General features: G+C 66.1%; 15 protein-coding genes. 10 read left to right on the top strand and 5 right to left on the bottom strand.

Annotated elements, in window-relative coordinates:
• Positions 1-85 precede the first annotated feature (85 nt).
• From ASD76_RS15590 to ASD76_RS15565, 6 genes are read left to right on the top strand one after another with little or no spacing between them, the layout of a single operon-like run.
• A complete protein-coding gene (locus tag ASD76_RS15590; RefSeq protein ID WP_055925180.1) occupies positions 86-961 on the top strand; it encodes a hypothetical protein in 876 nt (291 codons plus the stop codon).
• Entirely contained in the window at positions 951-1,370 is a 420-nt protein-coding gene (locus ASD76_RS15585; RefSeq protein WP_156457761.1) for a DUF6152 family protein, read from the top strand. Before ASD76_RS15590 ends, ASD76_RS15585 begins: the two co-directional genes overlap by 11 nt.
• An 11-nt stretch (positions 1,371-1,381) precedes the next feature.
• Positions 1,382-1,756 carry a DUF6152 family protein gene (locus tag ASD76_RS15580; RefSeq protein WP_156457760.1) on the top strand — a complete coding sequence of 125 codons (375 nt, stop codon included), beginning with the start codon at positions 1,382-1,384 and terminating at the stop codon, positions 1,754-1,756.
• Positions 1,756-2,550 (top strand): hypothetical protein, encoded by a 795-nt coding sequence (locus ASD76_RS15575; protein WP_055925171.1) that lies wholly within the window; start codon positions 1,756-1,758, stop codon positions 2,548-2,550. The genes ASD76_RS15580 and ASD76_RS15575 overlap by 1 nt, the downstream gene beginning before the upstream one ends.
• The gene (locus ASD76_RS15570) at positions 2,531-3,778 is read left to right on the top strand and encodes a cytochrome b/b6 domain-containing protein (protein WP_235506800.1); all 1,248 of its coding nucleotides are present in this window, start codon (positions 2,531-2,533) and stop codon (positions 3,776-3,778) included. Before ASD76_RS15575 ends, ASD76_RS15570 begins: the two co-directional genes overlap by 20 nt.
• A gap of 27 nt (positions 3,779-3,805) precedes the next feature.
• The gene (locus tag ASD76_RS15565) at positions 3,806-5,266 is read left to right on the top strand and encodes an MBL fold metallo-hydrolase (RefSeq protein ID WP_055925168.1); all 1,461 of its coding nucleotides are present in this window, start codon (positions 3,806-3,808) and stop codon (positions 5,264-5,266) included.
• Between the two features lie 158 nt (positions 5,267-5,424).
• On the opposite strand, the gene ASD76_RS15560 is transcribed toward ASD76_RS15565, so the two are convergent.
• Entirely contained in the window at positions 5,425-6,858 is a 1,434-nt protein-coding gene (locus ASD76_RS15560) for an aldehyde dehydrogenase family protein (protein ID WP_082553921.1), read from the bottom strand.
• A 165-nt stretch (positions 6,859-7,023) separates the two neighbouring features.
• Between ASD76_RS15560 and ASD76_RS15555 the strand changes: the two genes are divergently transcribed.
• Genes ASD76_RS15555 through ASD76_RS15545 form a run of 3 tightly spaced genes read left to right on the top strand, consistent with a single transcriptional unit; the run spans position 7,024 to position 10,630 of the window.
• Positions 7,024-8,655: a GMC family oxidoreductase gene (locus ASD76_RS15555; protein WP_055925165.1), complete on the top strand. Its 1,632-nt coding sequence runs from the start codon at positions 7,024-7,026 to the stop codon at positions 8,653-8,655.
• A complete protein-coding gene (locus ASD76_RS15550) occupies positions 8,652-9,032 on the top strand; it encodes a nuclear transport factor 2 family protein (RefSeq protein ID WP_055925163.1) in 381 nt (126 codons plus the stop codon). The genes ASD76_RS15555 and ASD76_RS15550 overlap by 4 nt, the downstream gene beginning before the upstream one ends.
• Positions 9,029-10,630: a GMC family oxidoreductase gene (locus ASD76_RS15545; RefSeq protein ID WP_055925161.1), complete on the top strand. Its 1,602-nt coding sequence runs from the start codon at positions 9,029-9,031 to the stop codon at positions 10,628-10,630. Before ASD76_RS15550 ends, ASD76_RS15545 begins: the two co-directional genes overlap by 4 nt.
• 26 nt (positions 10,631-10,656) lie before the next feature.
• On the opposite strand, the gene ASD76_RS15540 is transcribed toward ASD76_RS15545, so the two are convergent.
• From ASD76_RS15540 to ASD76_RS15530, 3 genes are read right to left on the bottom strand one after another with little or no spacing between them, the layout of a single operon-like run.
• On the bottom strand, positions 10,657-10,950 hold the full coding sequence (locus tag ASD76_RS15540; protein ID WP_055925158.1) for a DUF6958 family protein: 294 nt from the start codon (positions 10,948-10,950) through the stop codon (positions 10,657-10,659).
• The gene (locus tag ASD76_RS15535; protein WP_055925155.1) at positions 10,943-11,479 is read right to left on the bottom strand and encodes a GFA family protein; all 537 of its coding nucleotides are present in this window, start codon (positions 11,477-11,479) and stop codon (positions 10,943-10,945) included. Before ASD76_RS15535 ends, ASD76_RS15540 begins: the two co-directional genes overlap by 8 nt.
• Positions 11,476-12,111 (bottom strand): TetR/AcrR family transcriptional regulator, encoded by a 636-nt coding sequence (locus ASD76_RS15530; RefSeq protein WP_055925152.1) that lies wholly within the window; start codon positions 12,109-12,111, stop codon positions 11,476-11,478. Before ASD76_RS15530 ends, ASD76_RS15535 begins: the two co-directional genes overlap by 4 nt.
• Positions 12,112-12,242: 131 nt before the next feature.
• Here ASD76_RS15530 and trxB point away from each other — a divergent pair, with 131 nt between their 5' ends.
• The gene (trxB, locus tag ASD76_RS15525) at positions 12,243-13,217 is read left to right on the top strand and encodes a thioredoxin-disulfide reductase (RefSeq protein WP_055925149.1); all 975 of its coding nucleotides are present in this window, start codon (positions 12,243-12,245) and stop codon (positions 13,215-13,217) included.
• A gap of 180 nt (positions 13,218-13,397) precedes the next feature.
• Here trxB and ASD76_RS15520 read toward each other — a convergent pair whose 3' ends face one another.
• Positions 13,398-14,669: a PQQ-dependent sugar dehydrogenase gene (locus ASD76_RS15520; RefSeq protein WP_082553888.1), complete on the bottom strand. Its 1,272-nt coding sequence runs from the start codon at positions 14,667-14,669 to the stop codon at positions 13,398-13,400.
• Positions 14,670-14,733 lie beyond the last annotated feature (64 nt).

Raw genomic sequence — 14,733 nt, 5'->3', positions numbered from 1 at the left:
ATGATAATGAAAAATCGGTCGCAGCAAGCGGCTTAAGGGGAGGCATAGGGTGCGGCGAAGTTCTGCCTGGCGAGGCATAGCATTGATGACGCTTGCGCTGATTCCGGCGACGGCCGGAGCGCAAGACGCAGGGGAGTTACAGCAACCAGAGGTGGTCCGACCGCTCGTGCCGATTCCGGCGGAGCGGCTGGAACAGATGGTGCCCAAGCATCCGGGATATCTCGGAGCGCTGGCGCCGGACAATCTCAAGAAGGCCCGCCCCGCGGCGCCGTTCGACCTCACCGGAACCTGGTTCATCGACCTGTCCAAGGGCTTTGCCGACTACATGTTCGGCCCGCCCTATCCCAAGTTCGGTCCCGAAGGCGTCGAGGCGCTGATCGAAGCGCCCAAGGCCCAGGCCCGCGGCACGACTTACCGCGACGCGATCGGCCAGTGCTACCCGCCGGGCATGCCTATGCTGATGACGCGCGTGTGGCCGCATGCCTTCGTCCAGCTGCCGACCGCGATCTACGTCATCAGCGGTTTCAACAACTCGGTGCGGACGATCTTCCTCGACGGGCGCGAGCATAGCGATCCCGACCTGGTGGTGCCGAGCTACAACGGCGAATCGATTGGCCGCTGGGAAGGCGACACGCTGGTCGTGCACACCACCTACTTCGAGACCGACAACCACTACATCGACCTCGGCATCCCGATCTCCGACCAGTTCGAACTGATCGAACGGATCAAGCTGGTCGATGGCGGCAAGGTCATGCAGGTCGAATACACCCTGATCGATCCGCAGATGTGGCAGGGCGAGTGGCGCTCGACCAAGCGCTTCAACCGCGCGGACCACACCGACATCAACGAGGCCAACTGCATCTTGCAGTACAATGCCAACTTGCCCGGCACCAATCTCGGCAGCGAGACGGCCGAGGAACGCGGGCACAGCGAAGTCGAGGGAGTTTCCAATGAGAAGTAAGGCGGCAATAGCCCCCATCGCTGTCGCCCTGGCAGCCGCGGCGATGATCGCCACCCCGGCGCTGGCTCACCACAGCTTTGCCATGTTCGACCAGCGCAAGATCATGACGCTGGACGGCACGGTGACCGAATTCCAGTGGACCAACCCGCACGCCTTCATCGAGATCGACGTCCCGAGCGAAGGCAAGCAAGTGCACTGGAGCATCGAGCTCAACAGCCCGAACAACCTCAAGCGCCAGGGCTGGACGCGCACCGCGCTAAAGCCCGGCGACAAGGTCTCGCTGCGGATGAACCCGCTGCGCGATGGCAAGCACGGGGGCCTGTTCCTCGACGTGAAGCTCGCCAATGGCAAAGTGCTCGATTCCGGACTGCCGAAGAACGGCACTCCGGTGAATGTCCCGCGCCTGTGATGGAGAGGATCATGACTCGCAATCGCTTACTCCCGCTCGCGGCGCTCCTGCTGGCCCCGCTCGCGATCCCCGCCGCCGCGCATCACAGCTATGCGATGTTCGACATGCAGAAGACCGTGGTGCTCGACGCCTCGGTCGTCCGCTTCAAGTGGCAGAACCCGCACGCCTTCATCGAAGCCGACATCACCACCAAGGCGGGGACCGAACGCTGGGCCATCGAGATGACCAGTCCCAACAACCTCGCCCAGGAAGGCTGGAAGCGCACCTCGCTCAAGCCCGGCGACAAGGTGAAGATCTGGGTCCACCCGCTGCGCAGCGGCGACCGCGGCGGTAGCTACGCTGGGGTCAAGCTTCCCGACGGCTCGACCCTGGGCACGGTGAGCTGATGCGGCTCCTGACAGGCGCCGCCTGCGCCGCGCTCTGCCTCGCCACTCCGGCCGCGGCGCAACTCGGGGCCGCGACCCAGTCGCCGGCGCCAGAGGGCGTGACGGAGGGCCAGGGAGCGGCCAATCCCAAGGGGCATTACGCCGAACTCGATGCGCTGCCCGATTGGGGCGGCATCTGGTTCGTCATGGGCGGCCCGCCCGCTCCGGGAACCACGCCGGCCGAACCCAAGCTCAAGGGCGAATATCTCGCCAGGCGCGAGCAATGGGTGGCCGATGCCAGGTCGCGCGACGGCGTCGTCCGCCGCAACCGCTCCAACTGCAGCCCACCGGGCATGCCGCGGATCATGCGGCTTGCGCAGTACCCGTACGAGTTCATCTTCGCTCCCGGCCGCGTCACGGTGAACCAGGAAGCGTGGATGCAGACCCGCACGATCTGGACCGATGGCCGCGCGCACGAGGAAGATCCGGACCCGAGCTTCATGGGCGACTCCGTCGGCCGCTGGGACGGCGACACGCTGGTGGTCGAAACCCGCGGCATCTCCCCGGACCTGGAGATCGACACCGGCTGGCCGCACTCCGACCAGTTCGTGTTGACCGAACGCCTCCATCTCGACCCGTCCAACCCGGACATACTTGTCAACGAGATGCGAATGGTGGACCCTGAGGCTCTGGTCGAACCCTTCGAAGTGACGACTCGCTACCGTCGCGACCGCTACGGCAAGCTTTACGAATTCCAATGCTCGGAAAATGACCGCAACCCGGTCAACGAGGAGGGTGAAACTGAGTACAATTGATTCAGCAGCCGCACAGCAGCGTTACAGCACAGTCGCAATCCTCCTTCACTGGGCGATCGCGTTGGCGCTGGCGTTCCAGCTCGCGCTCGGCTTCGCCATGCCCAAGAACGAGAGCGGCTTTGCGCTCTATCAGCTGCACAAGTCGGTCGGGATCACGATCCTGCTGCTGACGCTGGCGCGCCTCGCCTGGCGGCTGACCCATCGTCCGCCACCCGCGGTCGAAAGGGGTTTCAACGGGTTCCTGGCCAAAGCCGTGCACGTCCTGCTCTACGTGTTCATGATCGGCGCTCCGCTGACCGGGTGGGCGGTGGTCTCGACCTCGCGCATCCAGGTGCCGACGATGTTCTGGGGCGCGATCCCCTGGCCGCACCTGCCGCTGTCCCACGCCGTGCACGAGATCGCCGAGGAAGGGCACGAACTGCTGGCCTGGATCGGCATCGCGCTGTTCCTGCTCCACGTCGCGGGCGCGCTGCGGCACCAGTTCCTGGTCAAGGACGGACTGCTCAAGCGCATGGGGCCGCGCGGATCGGCCGGACTCGCGGGCTTGCTCGCCGCGCTGGTCGTGGTCGTCTACTTCGGTACTGGGATGAAGATCTCGAGCGATGTCGTGGCTGCTGGCGGCTATGGCCCCAAGGCTCCCGCCGCCGTGCCTTCGCCCACCGCCACGCCGACCGTCGAGGCGACGCCCGTGGCGGAGGAAATCGAGGTTGCCGAGGAGGAAGAACCCGCCTCGCCGCTGACCTGGGCAATCCAGCGCGGAGGCCGCCTCGGCTTCACCGTCACCAGCGGCTCGGACACTTACAAGGGCAGCTTCTCGGACTGGAGCGGCGCGATCAAGTTCGATCCCGAGAATCCGGGCAGCGCCGACATTCGCATGAGCATCAACCTCGCTAGTGCATCGATCGGCGACGAAACGATGGACGGCATGCTGGTCGGGGCCGACTTCCTCGCCGCCTCGGCCAACCCCACCGCGACCTGGCGCAGCAGCTCGGTCACCCAGACCGGACCCAACCGCTTCCGCGCCGACGGCACGCTTTCGCTCAAGGGCGTGAGCAAGCCGCAGTCGCTGACCTTCAGGCTCTCGGGCGAAGGCCTGCGCCGCCATGTCGAGGGCAGCGCCAGTATCGACCGCAACGCCTTCTCGGTCGGCACCGGCGAGACGGCAGCGGGTCTTGGCGGCTCGGTGGCGCTGAACTTCGCCTTCGATGCAACCGGGCGGGAGCCATGACCGCCTAGCCCACACAGGAGATCGACCATGACCTTTCGGATCGTGCGCCTGGCCTGGATGGCCGCCTTGTTGGTTCTTGCCGGCGCCCAGAGCGCAGCAGCCCAGACGGCCGAAGCCGTGATCGCCGCGTCCACGAAGGCCATGGGGATCGAGGGGTTGAACTCGATCAAGATGTGGGGCTCGGGCGCCTCGTTCCAGGTCGGGCAGAACAACAATTCCGAAGGCCCCTGGCCGCGCACCAACCTCAACGACTTCAACCGCTGGATCGATTTCACCCAGCCCGCGACGCGCACGAGCGCGGTCACCTGGGCGGTCCCGGTAACGGGCGGTGCGGCAACGCAGGGCGCGTTCAACCAGTTCGCCAGCCCGGCCAACACCGCCTGGGGCCAGCACCTCGAAATCTGGACCACGCCGTGGGGCTTCCTCAAGGGCGCGCAGGCCAACGGCGCGACGCTGACCACCGAGACCTTCGACGGTACCGATTACAAGGTCCTGACCTGGAGCCCGCCGCAGAAATCGCCCTCGGGCCAGCCTTACAAGGTCGTCGGCTACATCGGTGACGACAACCTCGTTCACTGGGTCGAGACCTGGGTCGAGGCGCCGCTCCTGGGCGACCTGCACGTGGGGACCGAGTTCTCCAACTACCGCGACTTGGGCGGGCTGAAGTTCCCGAGCACGATCGTCCAGAGCCGCGCCGGATCGCCGACCTTCGAGGTGCAGCTGCTCGGGGTCCAGGCCAACCCGGCGGATCTGGCCGAGCGCCTCGTAGCGCCGCCGCCCCCTCCCGCTTTCGGTCCGCCTCCGGGCGGTGCACCGCAGGCTGCATCCGAGCAGCTCGCTCCCGGCATCTGGCGCATCCGCGGCGCCTACAACGCGCTCGCCGTCGAGTTCTCCGACCATGTCGTGCTGTTCGAACCCGGCCCGCAGAACGAAGAACGCGCCCGCGCGATCATCGCCGAAACCAAGCGCGTGATTCCCGGCAAGCCGATCCGCTACGGCGTGATCTCGCACCACCACTTCGACCACACCTCGGGCCTGCCCGCCGTCGTCGCCGAGGGCATCACCATCGTCACGCCAGAGGTCAACAAGGCCTTCTTCGAACGCGCCTTCAGCGCCCCCCGCACCCTCGCCCCCGACGCCATCGGCCAGAGCGGCAAGGCAGCGGTGATCGAAGGATTCCCCGGCACCGAGCGCGTGTTCGAAGACGCCACCCGCCGGTTCGAGATCCACGTGGTCCAGGGCCTGCCCCACGCGGACGGCCTGGTGATCGGCTACCTCCCGAAAGAGCGCATCCTGGTCTACGCCGATATGTTCAACCTGCCCCCAGCGGACAATCCAGTGCCCAACCCGCCGGTGTTCGGCACGCAGGTGTTCCTTGCCAATATCGAGCGGCTAGGGCTGCAGCCTGAGCGGATCATGTCGATCCACTCGCTCAACCCGGACCGGTTGACCTCGGTGGCGGATATCAAGGCATCGCTGGGGAAGTAGCGAGTAGACTCAAATCCTCCCCGAGCTTGTCTCGGGGAGGTGGCGCGCGCTGCAAGCGCGTGACGGAGGGGTAGGCGGAACAACACAACGCCCCTCCACCATCCGCTACGCGAATGGTCCCCCTCCCCGAGCAAGCTCGGGGAGGATCTTGATCGGCCTCAGTCCAGGTTGACCGAAATCGCCTTCAACTCGGTGTAAGCCTCAACCCCGGCCTTGCCGTTCTCGCGGCCCCAGCCGCTGGCCTTGAAACCACCCAGCGGCAGCGCCGGGTCGACGCCGCCCGAACCGTTGATGCGGATCGTGCCCGACCGGAGGCGGCGGGCGAGCTTGTGGGCCATGCCGATGTCGCGCGTCCAGATGCTGGCAGAGAGGCCGAATTCGGTCTCGTTGCCGAGCCGCGCCAGGCGCTCGGCATCGTCAGCCGAGGAGAAGCGGGTGGCGCACAGGACCGGGCCGAAGATCTCTTCGCGGCGGACGCGCATGGTGGCTTCGGTGTCGACCAGCACGGTCGGTTCGACGAACCAGCCGGGGCCTTCCTTGCGCTCGCCGCCGACCAGCACCCGCGCGCCTTCCTGGCGGCCGCTTTCGATGTAGCCGGTCACGCGCTCTAGCTGCTGGGCACTGACCAACGGGCCGATCACGGTCTCGGGGTCGAGCGTGTGACCGACGCGCAGCATCTTGGCCATGCCGGCGATGCCTTCGAGCACCTGGTCGGCGACCTCTTCAGCCACGAACAGGCGACTACCCGCGGCGCAGACCTGGCCGGCGTTGAAGAAGATGCCCATCGCCGCGGCGGGGATCGCCTTCTTGAGATCGGCGTCGGCGAAGATGAAGGTCGGTGACTTGCCGCCGAGTTCCAGGCTCACTCGCTTGAAGTTGGTCTTGCTGGCATCGATGATCGCGCGGCCGGTCACGGTCGAGCCGGTGAAGGCGACCTTGTCGACGTCCATGTGCGCGGCCAGCGCGGCGCCCGCCGTGCGGCCGTAGCCGGTCACGAGGTTGACCACGCCTTCGGGGAAGCCGGCTTCGAGGGCCAGCTCGACCAGGCGAATGGTCGAAAGCGGAGTCTGCTCCGCGGGCTTGAGGACCACGGTGCAACCGGCCGCCAAGGCCGGGCCGAGCTTGGCCGCGGCCATCGCCAGCGGGAAGTTCCACGGCACGATCTGGGCACAAACGCCAACCGGCTCGCGCAGGACGTAGCTCAGCCATTCGCCGGGCGCCGAAAGCTCCAGCGTCTCGCCCGCGAGCTTGGTCGCCCAGCCCGCCTGATAGCGCAACTGCCCCACCGCGCCGCCGACATCGGCGAAGCGGCTGAACTGGATCGGACGGCCAACGTCGAGCGTCTCGGTCAGCGCCAGTTCGTCGCCGTTGGCGTCGATCAAATCGGCCAGCTTGTTGATTAGCCGCGCGCGCTCGTCCGGCTTGACCTTGCTCCACGGACCTTCAAACGCCGCACGCGCCGCAGCCACCGCCGCATCGACATCAGTCTCGCCTGCGCTGGCGACATCGGCCAGCTTTTCGCCGGTGGCCGGGTCTTCGGTAGAGAAGGTTTCGCCGCTCGCCGCCTCGCGCCATTCGCCGCCGACCAGCATCTTGCCGACTTTGCCGTTCCAGCGCTCGCGGAACTGTTCGAGACGGTTTTCGATCGGGGTCTGGGCGTTCACGGCACTCTCTCCATGGCTTGTTGTCGGCGCTGTGACAGCGCATAGAGATTGTAAGCAACACTTACCATAGTGCGATGTTGAGGAGAGGCGCCCTTGGAGGGCCAGTTCGACTACGTGATCGTCGGCGCGGGTTCGGCCGGCTCGGTTCTGGCGGCGCGCCTGACCGAGGACCCAGGCACGCGCGTGCTGCTGCTCGAGGCAGGCGGCGGGGCCGACAAATTCCTGATCAAGATGCCGCTCGGCATGATGAAGGCCATGCTCAAGCCCGAGCTGACCTGGCGCATGATGACCGAGCCGGAGCCGACGCTGAACGGTCGCCGCCTGTTCCTGCCGCGCGGGCGGCTGCTCGGCGGATCGAGCTCGATCAACGGCATGGTCTACATGCGCGGCCATTCGGCGGACTACGACCGTTGGGCGCAGAAGGGCTGCCGCGGGTGGAGCCACTCCGAGGTCGTGCCCTACTTTCGGCGGATGGAGCGCTCCTGGCGCGGAACCGACAACTACGGCCATTCCGGCCCGCTGCCGGTGACCAAGAACAACACCGAATACCTGCTGCATGACGAGCTGATGCAGGCCGTCGCCAACGCGGGCCTGCCGGTCACCGAGGACATCCACGCGGGTACCGAGGAAGGCGCCAGCCTGGTCGAGCTGACCATCGACGAGAAGGGCCGCCGTGCTTCGACCTACGAGGCCTACCTCAAGCCCGCGATGGCGCGGCCGAACCTGGCGGTCGTGACCCATGCGCTGACCCGCAAGGTCGTGGTCGAGGATGGCCGCGCGACCGGCGTCGAATACGAAGTCGGCGGAGAAGTCCGCGTTGCCAAGGCCGCGCGCGAAGTCATCCTCTCGGGCGGCTCCTACAACTCGCCGCAACTGCTGATGCTCTCGGGCATCGGCCCGGCAGAGCACCTGGCTGAGATGGGCATCCCTCTCGTCCACGACCTGCCCGGCGTCGGCCGCAACCTATCCGAGCACCCGCGCGTGCCGCTGGAGTTCGCGGCGAACGGTCCGATCACCTTCGTCAACCAGCTCCGCTTCGACCGCGCAGCGCGGGCCGTGGCGCAGTGGTACCTCTTCGGCTCCGGCCCCTTCGCCCGCCAGCTCAACAGCGCCAACCCGATGCTGCGGACCGACCCGAGGTTGGCCCAGCCCGACATCCAGCTGTTCTCGAACCCGGTGAAGCTCTCCGCGCACTTGTGGTTCCCCGGCTTCGTGAAGAGCCCCGAGCACGCCTTCTCCGCCGACGTGATCCTGCTCCACCCGCAAGCGCGCGGGTGGGTCAATCTCAAGTCCGCCGACCCGCACGAACTCCCGGCGATCCGCCTCAACCTGTTCGACAACGAGGCCGACTTCGTCACGGCCCACGCCGGCCTCAAGCTGGCTCGCAAAATCTACGGTACCGAGCCCATGGCCGGCCTGATCGCACGCGAGTCCAACCCCGGCGCCGACGTGCAGAGCGACGCCGCGATCGACGAGCACATCCGCGCCACCGCCGGCACCACGCAGCACCCGGTCGGCACTTGCGCCATGGGCACGGGTCCGAACGCCGTAGTCGACCCGGAACTCCGCGTGCACGGTATCGCCGGCCTGCGGGTGATCGACGCGTCGATCATGCCCGACGTACCCGGCGGCAACACCAATGGCCCAACGATCATGGTCGCCGAAAAAGCCAGCGACCTGATCCGCGGCCGCTCGCTCCCCGCTGTAGAGAAGGAAGCCGCATGACCGAGGACGATTTCCGCACATACATCGCCGCCTTCAACGTGCGCGATTTCGCCGGGTTCAGCAAGTTCTACGCCGACAACGTCGAGTTCAACCTCGGCGACCGCAAGCAGATCATCGGCGCGCAGGGCATCGTCGAATTCTACACCGGAGTGTTCGACCACATCGCCGAGGAGCTCGAGATAATCGACCTGATCGTCGCCCCCGACGGCGCCGCGCTCCACAGCCGCACCAAGTTCACCACCTTCAAGGACTGGCCCGATTTCGAGATCTGGCCGACCGTGAAGGGCGACGTTCGTATCGTCGAGAGCATCAACATGTATCGCACTTCCAATGGGAAGATCGTGCAGATCAAGTCGGGCCGTTACTCCAGCAAATGACCAAAGCTACTGATTACATCGTCGTCGGCGCAGGCTCGGCGGGGGCTGTCGTCGCCGCTCGCCTGAGCGAAGACCCGAGCGTCACCGTGACCCTGATCGAAGCCGGACCGCGCCAGCGGCATCCGCTGCTCTCGATGCCGATCGCCTTCCCGATGGTCATGCTCGATAAGCGTTTCAGCTGGGCTTACGAGGGCGAGCCGGAGCCTTTCGCGAACGACCGCCGCATTCGCCAGCCGCGCGGCAAGGGGCTTGGCGGATCGAGCCTGATCAACGGCATGCTCTACGCCCGCGGCCATGCGCGCGACTATGACGAGTGGCGCCAGCTCGGCCTCGAAGGCTGGGGCTATGATGACGTGCTGCCCTACTTCAAAATGAGCGAGAACCACTGGGGGCCCGAGGATCACTACCACGCCCGCGGCGGCCCGCTCTCGATCACCAAGCACGTGCCTGACACGCGGCTGTTCCCGCGCTTGATGGAGGCGGTGAACCAGCTCGGCTACAAGACCCAGGTCGATCACCACGGGCCCGACCAGGAAGGCTGGGGTTCGCCCGACATCTCGATCCACAAGGGGCGTCGCGGCAGCACTTCCGCGCGGTTCCTGTTCCCGGCGATGAAGCGACCCAACCTCAAGGTCATCACCGGCGCGCTGGTGACCAAGGTGGAGGTCAACAACGGCCGCGCCACCGCAGTCCAATTGGTTGCGGATGGCCAAACCCAGCGGATCGAGGCGGACCGTGAAATCGTCCTCTCCGGCGGCGCCTTCAACAGCCCGCAACTGCTGCTGCTGTCCGGCATCGGACCCGCCGACGAATTGCGCGAGCAGGGCATCGACGTGGTGCACGACCTCCCCGGCGTCGGCCGCAACCTGCAGGACCACCCCTCGATCGCGATGGTGTGGAACGCCGAGCGCGAGGTCACCCTGACCAACGAGCTGCGCTTCGACCGCCTGACGCTGTCGGTGCTCGAGTGGCTCGCCACCGGCAAAGGCCGCATCGCCAACATGCCGGTCACCGCCAACGGCTTCATCAAGACCCGGCCCGAACTCGAGCGCCCTGACGCGCAGTGCCTGTTCCAGCCGACCTCGATCTTCGCCCGCCCGTGGTTCCCCGGCGTCAAGCAACCCGCGCCCGACGTCATCGCCATGGCCTGCGTCCTGCTGCGCCCCGAGGGCCGCGGATGGGTCAAGCTCGCTAGCGCCGACCCGCGCCAGGGCCCGCGCATCCTCACCAACGTCCTCTCGACCGAGAACGACCGCGCCTTCTTCCGCCGCATCATCCCGCAGATCCGCGAGATCGTCGCCACCTCGCCGCTGGCCGATGTGGTCAAGGGAGAGATGCTGCCCGGCCCCGACGCCAACTCGACCGAGACCATCGACGCCTGGGTCCGCCAGTTCGTCAGCACCGCGATGCACCCGGTCGGCTCCTGCGCCATGGGCATCGGCGCCGAGGCGGTATGCGACGCCCAGCTCCGAGTGCGCGGCATCGACGGCCTGCGCGTGGCCGACGCCTCGGTCATGCCGCGCATCGTCGGCGGTAACACCAACGCGGCCGCGATCATGATCGGCGAGAAGGCGGCGGCATTGATCCGGGAGGGATGAGCCGGTCTGCCGCCCGCGTTATCCGGCTATACCCGGTACAGCCGTACCGGCTTAGCCTTTGCGCGGGCGATGATCCCCTTTGCTTCGAGATCGAGCTGAACCGCTTTCAACCACCACCCGGCGGTCTTGCCTCCCGGATAGAGCGCCTCGGGCAATGCGGGCAGCAAAGCCGACTTTGCATCCGCGACCAGCAGGCCCGGCGCGTCTTCGGGCAGCACCGCCAGCAGCGCCTTCCGCATGGCCTCGTATTTGGCGCGGTCCACGCGTTCGGTGCGTCCCGGCGTATTGATGTTGGTGATTTCGATCTTTTTGTCAGGCATCGATCTTCCTTTCGATCACCAGCTTCGGACTGCGGAATCCCATTGCGACCCACGCGAAAAAGAGCTTGGCGTAGAAGCTGACCGCATGGGTTTTCAGATTAGGCAGGTCGCCGGGCAGGTCTGACGGATCATCGACATCGCTCGTCATCGTCCGAACCTGAACGGTAGGGCGCATCTCATACGGCCAAAGATGGAGGTAGACGCTCAGCCAATGGGCTCCCGGCATCTCGAGAAACATCGGTGTGTGACAACAACTTGCAACGACGCGCCGCGTCCCGGCCTCTGGGCTAAGGTGAAACGCGGCCAAATGGTCAGCACCCGCCATGATACGGACACGATCCTTGCGGTATTCCGCACAAGGCGAGCCACCCAAGGCTGTCAGAATAGGCAAGGCACCCGGCAGAGCCGCCAAGCGGTCCGCAGCGAGGCGGCAACTGTCGCAAAAGCACTCGGACACGATGATGGGCTCGCCGCGAACCTCAAGGCGTGCTTCGCCGCACAGGCATTGCAGTTGCGTGGCTTCGCTCATGGCCTCGGCTCCTCGGGAAGATCGAACAGGCAGCGGATGTAACGATCCAGGTGATCGAGGCTTTCGCGGGCAAGAGCGGGATCGTTGCCGGCTTTGGCGAGGACGAAGCCACCCTGGATGACGGTCTGCGTATGCCGGGCCAGACTTTCGGCGGTCCAGTTGCCGGTAACGCCACGGTCCTGTCGCGCCGCCTCGATGTCCGCTTCCAGCGTTGCCGTATGGCCGAAAATGCTCCTGCAGCAGGCGTCGCGGATAGGGGGGGACGCGGCAAAGACTTCCTGGACCAACGTTCCGGCCAGACAGGTATATTCCGCCGCCGAGCCGCTGATGATGGCCCTGCGGAACGCCACATAGGCCAGAACGCGGTCCAGCGGATCCGGCGGCAAATGATAGGGTGCGGAGTGGAAGAATGCGGAGGTCGTTTCGGCCCAGAAGTCCGCGGCCGCTACGCCCAGGGCCTCCTTGCTGCCGAACTGGTGGAAGAAGGCCCCCTTCGTGACCTCGGCCTTCTTGCAGAGATCGTCGACCGACGTGGCAGCAAAACCCCGTTCCCGGATCAGGTCGCACGCTGCCTCTAGAAGACGCGTTCGAGCGCCACCGCGCTCCGGAGATAGTTTCGAGGGCCTCGGCATTCGGCATTCATACTATACGGTTGGTATGTATTCAAGGTTCTCAACAACCCCAACCCATCCGCCTGCTCTCCGCGCGTTGACTCCCAAGGCCCACTGCCTACCTAGCAAGCAGTTTCTGACGGGATTCACGCATGACTACGCATACCACGAAAATGCTCATCATCGGCTCCGGCCCGGCCGGCCTCACCGCCGCGATCTATGGCGCGCGGGCGGGGATGGAGCCGATCGTGGTGCAGGGCCTCCAGCCCGGCGGTCAGCTGACCATCACCACTGATGTCGAGAACTATCCCGGCTTCCGTGACGTGATCCAGGGCCCGTGGCTGATGCAGGAGATGCAGGCCCAGGCCGAGCACGTCGGCACACGCATGATGTGGGACACGATCCTCCAAGTCGATATCGCCGGCGGCAGCCCGTTTCGCGCGATCGGCGATAGCGGTGACGAATACATCGGCGACGTCCTCGTCATCGCCACCGGCGCCCAGGCCCAGTGGCTCGGCGTCCCGGGCGAGGAAGCACTCAGCGGCAAGGGCGTATCCGCCTGCGCCACTTGCGACGGGTTCTTCTACCGCGGCAAGAAGGTCGTGGTGATCGGCGGCGGCAACACTGCGGTCGAGGAAGCGCTCTACCTCACCAACCACTCCGATGACGTGACCCTGATCCACCGCCGCGACGAACTGCGCGCCGAAAAGATCCTGCAGGACCGTCTGTTCGCTCACCCGAAGATCAACGTGCTGTGGAACAAGCGGGTCGAGGAATTCCTCGGCGCCCCGCTCCAGGGTGGCCTGACGGGCGTCCGGCTCGCCGACACCAAGACCGGCGAAATCAGCGAATTCGCCACCGAAGGCGCCTTCGTCGCCATCGGCCACTCCCCCGCGACCAGCCTGTTCAAGGACAAGCTGGCGATGGACGAGAGCGGGTATCTGCTGGTCGAGCCTGGTACGCCGAAGACCTCGGTGCCGGGCGTGTTCGCCTGTGGCGACGTGATGGACCACATCTACCGCCAGGCGGTGACGGCGGCGGGCACGGGCTGCATGGCAGCGCTGGATGCCGAACGCTTCCTGGCCTCCCGCGAGTTTGCCGCGGCGAAGGTGGAGGCGGTGGGCTAATCAGCCCCGCCTGATTAATGTCCCGAAATGGTCGAGCCCCGCACCGCCGCCGCGGTGTGGGGCTCTAGCCGTGGAAGGGGTTACTCACGTCTCGGCCCATTGGGCAAATCTGAATTTATGTTCTTATTCAAATAGTTCAATCAGAAACCGATCCGCTTCGGAGCGGATTCGTTCTCGTCCCTACCCGGCCGGTGTCACCCTAAGCAGCTTCCCCTTCGGTCCATCGGTCAGGATGTACAGCGCCCCATCCGGCGCTTGCCGGATCAGCCGCAGACGTTCCTTGCGGTCGGCCAGCAGGCGCTCCTCGCCCACGACCTTGTCGCCATCCATCACCAGCCGTGCGAGGTGCGCCTGGCTGAGCGACGTGACGAAGGCGTTGCCTTTCCACTGCGGGAACAGGTCGCCCGAATAGAACATCAGGCTCGAGGGCGAGATCACCGGATCCCAGTAGTAGACCGGCTGCGTCAGGCCGTCCTTGACCGGTCCTTCGCCCACCGGCTTGCGGCTATATTCGAGACCGTAGTTGATCAGCGGCCAGCCATAATTCTTGCCTGGCTCGATCTTGTTGAGTTCGTCACCCCCGAACGGGCCTACGTCGACTTCCCACAGCTCCTCGGTGCCGGGGCGGAAGGCGAGGCCGAGCGGGTTGCGGAAGCCTAGCGCGTAGAGTTCGGGCCGCGCACCGGGTTGACCTGCAAACGGACCGCCGGGCGCGGGCGCGCCATCGGTGGTGATGCGGACGATCTTGCCGATGCCGGAATCGAGCTGCTGGATGTAGGGGCGAAGCGGGTCGGAGGCGAGGTCGCCCAGGGTGACGAACAATGCGCCCTGCTTGTCGAACAGCAGGCGGGCGCCGAAGTTGCCGTGTTCTGACTTGAGGTCGGGCTCCTGGCGGTAGATGACCTTGACGTCCTCAACCCGCGGGGCCGGACCGTCGACCAGTCGGCCGCGGGCAACCGCGAGCACGTTGCCCGCCGGGCGGTTCTCGACATAGCTCCAGTAGATGAGGTGATTGCTGGCGAACGCCGGGTCGAGCACCACGTCGTCGAGGCCGGATATCTCCTGCACCGTGACGGGCGGCAGCCCTTCGATCGGCGGCGAGAGGGTGGAGCCCGAGACCAGGCGCATGGTACCGGCCTTCTCGGTCACCAGGAAGCGGCCGTCGGGCAGCATGGCGAAGCCCCAGGGGGAGACGAAACCCTCGGCCAGGACCTCGACATTGAGCGCGATGTTCGACGGGGTGTACGGCGCCCGCGTCTGCTGGGCGAAGGCGGGAGTCCAGTCGGGCGCGTTGGGCTTGCGGCATTCGACCGATTGGCCGGCGACCGGATTACACACCGGAATGGGCGGAGGACCGGGCGGCGCGGCGGGGGGTGCTGGTGGCTGGGCGGGTTGCGCGCAAGCCGTACCGGCAAGCAACAGCGCGCCGAACGCGGCGAATCCTATCTTCATGTACCCTCCCACAGATTCTCGTTTGCACGCATGCTGGCACAGCCGCGGACCGGTTGCGAGCACC

This window comes from Altererythrobacter sp. Root672 (genome assembly GCF_001427865.1).
Classification (GTDB): Bacteria; Pseudomonadota; Alphaproteobacteria; order Sphingomonadales; family Sphingomonadaceae; genus Croceibacterium_A.
The sequence above is the reverse complement of the archived record's forward strand: the minus strand, read 5'-3'. Positions and strand labels throughout refer to the sequence as shown.

What these genes read in the sequence shown, in the direction of transcription:
- ASD76_RS15590 (WP_055925180.1), top strand. Translation starts at nt 86, where the DNA reads ATGACGCTTGCGCTGATTCCGGCGACGGCCGGAGCGCAAGACGCAGGG.
- ASD76_RS15585 (WP_156457761.1), top strand. Translation starts at nt 951, where the DNA reads ATGAGAAGTAAGGCGGCAATAGCCCCCATCGCTGTCGCCCTGGCAGCC.
- ASD76_RS15580 (WP_156457760.1), top strand. Translation starts at nt 1,382, where the DNA reads ATGACTCGCAATCGCTTACTCCCGCTCGCGGCGCTCCTGCTGGCCCCG.
- ASD76_RS15575 (WP_055925171.1), top strand. Translation starts at nt 1,756, where the DNA reads ATGCGGCTCCTGACAGGCGCCGCCTGCGCCGCGCTCTGCCTCGCCACT.
- ASD76_RS15565 (WP_055925168.1), top strand. Translation starts at nt 3,806, where the DNA reads ATGACCTTTCGGATCGTGCGCCTGGCCTGGATGGCCGCCTTGTTGGTT.
- ASD76_RS15560 (WP_082553921.1), bottom strand. Translation starts at nt 6,858, where the DNA reads ATGCTGGTCGGCGGCGAATGGCGCGAGGCGGCGAGCGGCGAAACCTTC.
- ASD76_RS15550 (WP_055925163.1), top strand. Translation starts at nt 8,652, where the DNA reads ATGACCGAGGACGATTTCCGCACATACATCGCCGCCTTCAACGTGCGC.
- ASD76_RS15545 (WP_055925161.1), top strand. Translation starts at nt 9,029, where the DNA reads ATGACCAAAGCTACTGATTACATCGTCGTCGGCGCAGGCTCGGCGGGG.
- ASD76_RS15540 (WP_055925158.1), bottom strand. Translation starts at nt 10,950, where the DNA reads ATGCCTGACAAAAAGATCGAAATCACCAACATCAATACGCCGGGACGC.
- ASD76_RS15535 (WP_055925155.1), bottom strand. Translation starts at nt 11,479, where the DNA reads ATGAGCGAAGCCACGCAACTGCAATGCCTGTGCGGCGAAGCACGCCTT.
- ASD76_RS15530 (WP_055925152.1), bottom strand. Translation starts at nt 12,111, where the DNA reads ATGCCGAGGCCCTCGAAACTATCTCCGGAGCGCGGTGGCGCTCGAACG.
- trxB (WP_055925149.1), top strand. Translation starts at nt 12,243, where the DNA reads ATGACTACGCATACCACGAAAATGCTCATCATCGGCTCCGGCCCGGCC.
- ASD76_RS15520 (WP_082553888.1), bottom strand. Translation starts at nt 14,669, where the DNA reads ATGAAGATAGGATTCGCCGCGTTCGGCGCGCTGTTGCTTGCCGGTACG.